We start from the raw sequence: 1,479 nt of genomic DNA, 5'->3' as shown, positions 1-1,479 counted from the left end.
CCCGCGCGCGGAGCGCGAGCGAACGGGCGTCGAAGCGGGACATGTCCGCCGCCACCGCCGTGACCGCCTCGGCGGCCTCCACGGGAGCCAGGCCCACCGCGGCCTGGGCGCGCGTCAGGGCGGCCTCCGCGTCGAGCATGCCCCGCAGAAGCGCGTCGTCGCCGGTGGACTCCTCGGCCGCGGAACCCGCCGCGCCGGGAGAGAACAGCCCGCTCACAGGAACTCCAGGAAGGCCGTCTCGCCGGGCCCCTGGAGCCGGATGTCGAAGCGGTACGTCCGGTCCGCCTCGGCACCGGCGATCAGCGTCGCACGCCGGTCCGGGGGCAGGGCGGCGAGCAGCGCGTCCCCGGCCGCGTCGAAGGGCCCGTCCACCAGGTACGCGCGCGTGTACAGGTGGTGCAGCAGCCCCCGCGCGAACACGGCGAGCGAGACGTAGGAGACCCCGCCCGGCGGCAGCGTCCGTACCGCCCAGTGCCCGTCCGCGTCGGTCGGCACCCGGCCGAAGCCGGTGAAGGCGACGCCGTCACGCCCGACGACCCGCCCTGTCACGGGGTCGTGCCGCAGCGACCCCGGCGCCCCCGACCGTGAGCCGTCCGGCCCCGGCTGCCACGTCTCGATCAGGGCGTCGGGCACCGGCTGCCCCGCCCCGTCGTACACGTACCCGTGCAGCGTGATGGTCTCCGGATGGCCGAAGGGCGCGACATCGGCGCCGCCGGGGAAGGGCAGCGCGTAACCGTAGAAGGGGCCGACCGTCTGGGACGGCGTCGGCGGCATGGCGGCGATCCGGGGCGAATCCGTCCGCGGAGGAGTGATCTGCGGAGAAGTGATCTGCGGAGAAGTTGTCTGTGGAGAAGTCATCAGTGCGGGGCGCCTTCCTCGAAGAGGGTCTGGGAGGGGCCGTCGAGGACGATGTCCCAGCGGTGACCGAGCGACCACTCGGGGACGGACAGCGCGTGGTCGTAGGAGCAGACGAGCCGCTGCCGCGCGGACGCGTCGGTGACCGAGCGGAGGACCGGGTCGTAGGGGAGGAGCGGGTCCCCGGGAAAGTACATCTGCGTGACGAGCCGCTGCGTGAACGCCGTGCCGAAGAGCGAGAAGTGCAGGTGCGCGGGGCGCCAGGCGTTGACGTGGTTGCGCCACGGGTAGGCGCCCGGCTTGATGGTCGTGAAGGAGTAGCGGCCCTCGTCGTCGGTCAGACAGCGGCCGAAGCCCGTGAAGTTGGGGTCGAGGGGCGCCGGGTGCTGGTCGAGCCGGTGGGCGTACCGTCCGGAGGCGTTGGCCTGCCACAGCTCGACGAGCTGCCCGCGCACCGGGCGCCCGGCGCGGTCGAGGACCCGGCCGCTCACGGTGATCCGCTCGCCGAGCGGCTCGCCCGGATGCTGCCGCGTCAGATCACGGTCAAGGGCCGTCACGTCGGTGACGCCGAACGCGGGACCGCTCAGCTCCACCGCCTCGGGGTCGCGCAGCGGCACCAGTGGC

Annotated in this window: 2 protein-coding genes and 1 pseudogene; all 3 read right to left on the bottom strand. The window is 74.0% G+C overall.

Going from position 1 to position 1,479, the window contains the following annotated elements; all coding sequences use genetic code 11:
- Positions 1-217, bottom strand: a pseudogene (locus AB8Z36_RS39550) (3-carboxy-cis,cis-muconate cycloisomerase); the annotation flags it as partial.
- Positions 214-774, bottom strand: a complete 561-nt coding sequence (gene pcaG / locus AB8Z36_RS39545; RefSeq protein ID WP_369218193.1) for a protocatechuate 3,4-dioxygenase subunit alpha — start codon at positions 772-774, stop codon at positions 214-216. The pseudogene AB8Z36_RS39550 and the gene pcaG, both read right to left, overlap by 4 nt.
- Before the next feature lie 83 nt (positions 775-857).
- Positions 858-1,479: protocatechuate 3,4-dioxygenase subunit beta (pcaH, locus tag AB8Z36_RS39540; protein ID WP_369218192.1), on the bottom strand; the 622-nt coding region annotated here is incomplete at its 5' end.

Origin of the sequence: Streptomyces flavofungini, from assembly GCF_041028215.1 — a bacterium.
GTDB lineage: Bacteria > Actinomycetota > Actinomycetes > Streptomycetales > Streptomycetaceae > Streptomyces > Streptomyces flavofungini_B.
Note: the sequence above shows the minus strand (reverse complement) of the source record. Positions and strands in the feature narration are given on the sequence as shown.

Excerpts from the sequence above, each read along its gene's own strand:
- pcaG (WP_369218193.1), bottom strand. The coding sequence starts at position 774 with ATGCCGCCGACGCCGTCCCAGACGGTCGGCCCCTTCTACGGTTACGCG.